The 6,748-nt window shown below is 66.6% G+C and carries 3 protein-coding genes and 1 rRNA gene; 3 read left to right on the forward strand and 1 reads right to left on the reverse strand.

Annotation, left to right across the window (positions count from 1 at the left end):
- Positions 1–2,562 carry a hypothetical protein gene (locus IT371_07085; GenBank protein ID MCC6747405.1) on the reverse strand — a complete coding sequence of 854 codons (2,562 nt, stop codon included), beginning with the start codon at positions 2,560–2,562 and terminating at the stop codon, positions 1–3.
- Between the two features lie 163 nt (positions 2,563–2,725).
- Here IT371_07085 and ftcD point away from each other — a divergent pair, with 163 nt between their 5' ends.
- The 3 genes from ftcD to IT371_07100 all read left to right on the forward strand — a co-directional run.
- Positions 2,726–4,402 carry a glutamate formimidoyltransferase gene (ftcD, locus tag IT371_07090; protein MCC6747406.1) on the forward strand — a complete coding sequence of 559 codons (1,677 nt, stop codon included), beginning with the start codon at positions 2,726–2,728 and terminating at the stop codon, positions 4,400–4,402.
- A gap of 105 nt (positions 4,403–4,507) precedes the next feature.
- The gene (locus tag IT371_07095) at positions 4,508–5,551 is read left to right on the forward strand and encodes a hypothetical protein (protein ID MCC6747407.1); all 1,044 of its coding nucleotides are present in this window, start codon (positions 4,508–4,510) and stop codon (positions 5,549–5,551) included.
- 462 nt (positions 5,552–6,013) lie between these two features.
- Positions 6,014–6,748, forward strand: a 16S ribosomal RNA gene (locus IT371_07100); the annotation flags it as partial.

Consider the following 6,748-nt stretch of genomic DNA (forward strand, 5'->3'; position numbering starts at 1 on the left):
TCAGAGGAGGGGAGCCGTCGGGGGATCGTCCGAAGTCGGCGACGGGTGCTCGCGCAGCCGGTCCGCGTCAGCCAGGACGTACACGGCCCGGAGCTCGCTTGCGAGGAAGCGATACTCGGGGGAACGGGAGTCCGGGTTGAACACGAGCCGGAGGGGTGCCTCGGATTCCTGCTGCAGCTCGATCGCGAGCGGGACCACGCCGTCGCGCCTCGGGAGCGTCCGCAGAAGCTGTCCGAAGGTCAGCTGGGTCTCGGGCGCTACCGGGCCAAAGACGGCGAGCCGGCAGATCTCCTGCCCACGCGCCGAGAGGAGTTCGTCGTAGATCTCACCGATCCCGGGAACGAACACCGCCTGGGCCAAAAACGCGTTGCGCACGGACTCGGCTGGCAGGACGGTGACTCCGCTCTTCGCCGGTGCGCTCTCGGCGTGGCTCGCGGGAAAGCGGCGTTCCAGCAGCCGCGCGGTCTCAGCCCGCTGCACCTCGGCCAGCACGCGAAGTGCCGGGTGGAAGCGATCGGGCTGATGCTCGCGGAGGCTCATGAGTTTGAGGAGGCCGACGGCCGTGCGGGCGTCGGGGTCCTCGTCCCCCTGGCAATAGGTGAAGAGCACGACGTCCACCTCCGCGACGTGGAAGGGCGCCGGGCGATGCGGCGCGAGCATCCCCTGGTCGGCCCAGTCTCCGACGACGAGTTGCACCCGGGCGCGCGGATGCTCGCCGCCCGGGGTGACGCCGTCCAGGCGTCCCCCGCCGCGGTCCACGAAGGTGACGTGTTCGGTGCCCCTTCCCGGCGTGGGTGGCGCAGGCTCGTCGCCGGCCGACAGGCTCACGAGCCGGGCCAGGAGCTCCACGCGGTGCGCCTCGCTCGGGAGCACGATGGTGATCTGTACGGCCTCCGAGAAAGTCGCCAGCGCCTGGCACAGGTCGGCCAGGCCCGCGTGGGCGCCGAAGACGAGCACGTGTCGGAAGGCGCCCCGGGCAGGATCGAGGCGGAGCCGCGGGACCGGCGCATCGGGTGGCGCGGGCTCAGGTCGGGCCACGTCCGGCAGACTAAGGACGAGTTCCTTCAGCTTGCCGAAATGAGGGGCTATGCCGCAGAAGCCGCGCAGCCGGCGGACGTCGGGAGCCGCCGGGTCCGGCTCACCACCGGCCACTGGATTCAGGACCGTCGAAAAGCCGGCGGTCGACGCTTCGTCCTCGACGAGGTACCCGAGCAGCACGACGCCGTGCGCGCGGTGCCCCCGCTCGAGCAACTGCTCGAAGGGGATGAGTGCTCCCGAGGGGGGGGTGTGCCCCTGTAGCTGTCCCCACTCGAAGAGACACGTGTAGATCTCGTCACTCTCCGACGAGAGGAGCTCCCGATAAATCCGCTCGACGCCGGGGTCGGCGATGATGTCGGCCAGGAGCAGGGCTCCGAGCCGGCTGGCCATCACGGGCACGGTCCTCGGACCGCCCGCCGTGAGCGCGGCCTGGACGTTCTGGCCCTGGAAGAGCTCGGCGTAGATCCAGCCCGCGGCGTTGGCCTCGCGTACCGCGAGCACCTGGGCGATGACCTCGGCGTCCGATCGGTCGGCGTCGTTCCCCCCGAGGAGGATCACCCGCACGGCGCGATCGGCGTCGACCTTGGCCAGGTCGTGCTGCGACAGCGGCTTCCCCTGGCGGTACCGCACGCGCCGCAGCGCATCCTCGTACATGTAGTCGTAGCGCGTGGGCGCGGGGCCCATCGTCACGATGCGGGGCGAGCGAAAGGCCTTCGTGTAGTACTGCACCAGGTGGGCCACGAGGACCCGGGAGTGGGCGCCCAGGTTGGCGATGACGGAATGCCGCCGGAGCCCGATGCGTCGGTGACGCCCCTCCTGCACCAACTCCTCCACGACCGAGGTGCCGATACCGATCAGGAACGCGACGACGAAAACGCCCGAGAGCGAGAGCACGACCGAGACTAGAAACACGAGACTCAGCGAGGGCGTGGTCAGCAGATGTCCCGAGTCCTGCATCTGCCGAAAGGACCACCACGCCACCATCCAGAAACCACCGTCGTTGTCCTTCTGACCGTCCTCGTTGAAATCCACGCCGAGGGTGTTGAAGTGCGCGACAAGGATTGCCGAGGCAAACGACAGCATCACGACCAGGCACGCGACGAAGACGAGCTGGTACCGGCGCTCGCGTTTCATCACGATGACCCAAATGTCGCGCACGATGGCGCTCCAATAGCTGAGCAGCAGCAGCATCCGGGTCAGGCGGAAGATGCGGAGGTAGCGGATGCCGCCGACCATGGATTCGAGGGGGAGGAAGCTGAGCGTCGCCAGCGCGTCGAAGGCCAGGACGGCGACCTCCGCGCGGTTCACGCTGCGACGCCGAAGTTCCTGACGCAGGACAAGGACGCGGAGCGTCAGTTCGATGGCGAAAATACCGAAAAAGACGGGTGCGGCGCGGTCGACCCAGGTGAAGGGGAGCAAAGAGAGCATGATGACGGCCGAGAGACCGACCTTCGTCGCGTCGGCGGCGAAGAGGTCCCGCAGCCACTCGGCAAGCTGCTCGCGATCGGCCGAGGTCGTGGGCATGAGCCTCGGGAACATACCATGGCCCAGCGACTTCACGATCCCGCGCCGGGGCTCGCCGGATCTGCGTGGTGACAGCCCGGCGGTCGTGACAGCGGGCTTTGCGGCCTGCTATCTATCCTGCCGGTATGCGCGCTGCGCACCGCGACGGAGGGAGAACGCGAACATGAGCGCCAGGCTGGTCGAATGCGTGCCGAACTTCAGCGAGGGACGAAACCGCGAGGTGATCGAGGCCATCGCCTCCCAGATCCGGGGCGTGGCGGGCGTGACACTGCTGGACGTGGACGCGGGTGAAGCCACGCATCGGACGGTGATGACCTTCGTCGGGGAGCCCGGCGCCGTCGCGGAGGCTGCCTTCCGGGCGATCCGCAAGGCCAGCGAGCTCATCGACATGCGCGTGCACCGCGGCGCCCACCCGCGCCAGGGTGCGACCGACGTCTGCCCCTTAGTCCCCGTGAGCGAGGTAACGACTGAGGAGTGCGTCGCCCTGGCCCACGCGCTGGCGGAGCGAGTGGGCCGCGAGCTGGCGATCCCGGTCTACCTGTACGAGGCCGCGGCCACGCGACCCGAGCGGCGCAGCCTCACCGACCTTCGCGCGGGGGAGTACGAGGCGCTCGCCGAGAAGCTGCGTCGCCCCGAGTGGGCCCCGGACTACGGGCCTTCAGAGTTCCACGCGCGCGCGGGCGCTACCGTCGTGGGAGTGCGCCCCTTCCTCATCGCCTACAACGTGAACCTCGCCACGCAGAACGTGAAGCTGGCCAAGGAGATCGGTCTGGCCATCCGCGAAGCGGGGCGGGCCGCGCGGGACGAACGGGGCGAGAAGGTTTACGGCGCCGACGGAGAGCTCGTCCGGGTGCCGGGCCTCCCCTGCTGCAAGGCCACCGGCTGGTACATCGCCGAGTACGGGCGAGCCCAGGTCACGATGAACCTCACCGACTACGAGGTGACGCCCCCACACATCGCGTTCGACCGGGTGGTGGAGCTGGCGTCGGGGCTCGGGGTGCGGGTGACCGGCAGCGAGATCGTGGGCCTCGTCCCGAGGCGCGCGGTGCTCATGGCCGGAGAGCACTACCTGCGGAAGCAGCGGGCGACGACGGGCGTCTCCGAGGACGAGCTGGTGCGCGCTGCTCGGCTCAGCCTGGGCCTCGACGACGTCGCGGCGTTCGACCCGCGCCAGAAGATCATCGAGTATCGCGTGGCAGAAGGGCGGCCACTCGTTGGACGGACGGTCGCGGGCTTCGTGGACGACGTCGCCTCGAGCGCGCCGACGCCGGGAGGCGGTTCGGTGGCAGCTCTCTCGGGCGCCCTGGCGGCCTCGCTGACGGCGATGGTGGCGGCCCTGTCGCACGGACGCAGCGCGGATCGGGAGCTCGACGCGCGCCTCGAGGAGTGGGGGCGGCGGGCGCAGGAGCTGAAGGCGGAGTGCCTTGCTGCCGTGGACGAGGACACCGCGGCCTTCAACGCGCTCATGGCCGCCGCGCGTTTGCCCAAGGTGACCGCCGAGCAGCAGGACGCGCGGGCGAGCGCTGTGCGCGAGGCGACGCGGTGGGCGGCGGCGGTACCGCTGGCCGTGCTCGAGCGGTGCCCCGAGCTCCTCGAGCTCGCCTCGGCCGTCGCGCGCGAGGGGAATCCGAACGCGGTGAGCGACGCCGGCGTGGCTGGCCTAGTGGCGCGCGCGGGGGCCTCCGGTGCGCTCTACAACGTGATAGCGAATCTGAAGGACCTCGACGATCCGCTGTGGTCGGCCGACGCTCGCCGTCGTACCGACGAGGCGAGCGAGCGCGTCGAGACCCTGTCGCGGGACCTGCATCGCTTCGTCGTGGAGCGTCTCTCCGGCGCGTAGCGCCCGCTTTCTGTCGTCTGTGCTCCCCGTCGGCCTATGCCGCCAACCGGGGCCCGCCGCGGCTTCGGTGGGTCCTTTCGTGGCGCTGCTCGCGTGTGTATACTCGTGGCCTTCTCAGCCTTGCTGTCGGGATACGAGCTACTACGGGAGCGCGACGCGATGGATCTGGACACGCCTATTCGACACGGTCGTTCGGGACTGGTGGTAATCGTTCTGGTTCTCTTGGGGGCGGGCGTCCTCGGGGTGGGGGGATACATTGCCTACTCTAAGCGCAGCGCCGGCGGAGGAGAGACCCCTGCTGCGGGGGAGGGGGAGGATACGCAACGATGGTGCGATCTTCGGCGCGAGTGGGGGAAGAAGGTGAACCCCCTCACCGCGGACATCGGCCTCAAGAGCATTCGCCCGCAGGACAAGGCCGAGCTCGAGGAGTTGGTGAAGCAGCGGAACGTGCTCTGCGGCGAATATGGGCAGAAAGTGCGCGACTTGAAGGTTTCCGACGCGCGCATTCAGGCCGCGGAGGTGGCCCTGGTCAAGGAAGGGAAGGTTCGAGCTAACATCTCGGTGGAGATCTCAAACCTGCTCTCTCATCTGGCAACGGAGGACGTCGCGGCCCTGCGCACGGCGCTAGAGGCCGCCAAGGTGAAGATGGTGCACCGCCTTCGCATAGGCCGGGCCGCCTCGGACAAAGAGGTCACCGAGGCGATGAGTGGGATCCGCGGATGCGATGGGATCTACCGGGGCCCGATGACGGACGACGATACCGCCGATAACCCCTATATTTCATGGGAGGAGCTGGAAATGCGGCGGTCTGCCGCGCAAACTCGCCTCGAGGCGCGGCTCCACGAACTTGAGCCGGTCGAGGAATACACGAACAAGGTCTACCACGACCTGATGCGCAAGTACGGCGGGTTCATAAACGGCTGCTACCGGCGTTTCAAGAAGGAGCGCGCGGATCTGTCTTCCACCATGGGGCTCCGTGTCCGGCTCAAGAAGACAGGCGAAGTTCAGAGCTTGGCCATCGAGTGGATGGACGTGCGGGACGAGCGGTTGTTGGACTGCATGCTCCAGAAAGCGGCTTCCTGGAAGCTCCCCCCCCCCGGCAAAGGGGGACAGGCGGTGGTCGTGAAGATCGATTTTAAGGGAGCGTAACCGTGGCATTCGCCCCGATCACTGCTGCGCCATTTGTCGCGGCGCGACGACCGCCGGATGCCCCTGGGAGGCTCCTTGGAATGCAGCGCAATATCAGCCCGTTGGCGAGCCAGGATATCGCGAAACTATTTTTGTTGACCGGGTATGCACAGGGTGATAGTGACTCTGCCTCGTCAGCGGGTTGTAGGCACCGCAGACACGCAGCTTGGCCCTTGACGACCTCGCGGTTGTCGCTATAGATAGTGGGCCTGGTTGCGGTGGATCCTGGGTGCTGAAAAAGGCAGTTGACAGCATCTCTGGGTCGTGCGAGTAAACGCACCGCACGTCGATCCTTGAAAACTGAATAGTAGGTCCGCGAGAGCAAGACGCGTTAAGTGCGTATCCCGTCTGTCCAAGCAGTTTCGGACGGACACCCCTTTTTGAAGAGTCGCGGAGCTTCGGCTCCGCAGCAAACTCACCAATAAACTGGAGAGTTTGATCCTGGCTCAGAGCGAACGTTAGCGGCGGGCTTAACACATGCAAGTCGAGCGAGAAAGCGTCCTTCGGGGCGTGAGTAAAGCGGCGTACGGGTGAGTAACACGTGGATAACCTGCCTTCTGGCGCGGGACAACAGTCCGAAAGGACTGCTAATACCGCATACGTCGGTGACGGCCTTGGCTGTTACCGGGAAAGGATGGCCTCTACTTGTAAGCTATCGCCAGAAGAGGGGTCCGCGGCCCATCAGCTAGTTGGTGAGGTAATGGCTCACCAAGGCTAAGACGGGTAGCTGGTCTGAGAGGATGATCAGCCACACTGGGACTGAGACACGGCCCAGACTCCTACGGGAGGCAGCAGTGGGGAATATTGGACAATGGGCGAAAGCCTGATCCAGCCACGCCGCGTGTGTGATGAAGGCCTTCGGGTCGTAAAGCACTGTGGGGAGGGAAGAACGAGCAGTGGGCTAATATCCCATTGCAGTGACGGTACCTCCTTAGCAAGCACCGGCTAACTCCGTGCCAGCAGCCGCGGTAATACGGAGGGTGCAAACGTTGTTCGGAATTACTGGGCGTAAAGCGCATGTAGGCGGCCAAGCAGGTCGGGTGTGAAATCCCTCGGCTCAACCAAGGAAGTGCACTCGAAACCGCATGGCTAGAGTCCCGGAGAGGAAGGCGGACTTGTCGGTGTAGAGGTGAAATTCGTAGATATCGACAGGAACAC

It is taken from the genome of Deltaproteobacteria bacterium, assembly GCA_020848905.1.
Taxonomy (GTDB): domain Bacteria; phylum Myxococcota_A; class Polyangia.

What these genes read in the sequence shown, in the direction of transcription:
- IT371_07085 (MCC6747405.1), bottom strand. Translation starts at nt 2,562, where the DNA reads ATGCCCACGACCTCGGCCGATCGCGAGCAGCTTGCCGAGTGGCTGCGG.
- ftcD (MCC6747406.1), top strand. Translation starts at nt 2,726, where the DNA reads ATGAGCGCCAGGCTGGTCGAATGCGTGCCGAACTTCAGCGAGGGACGA.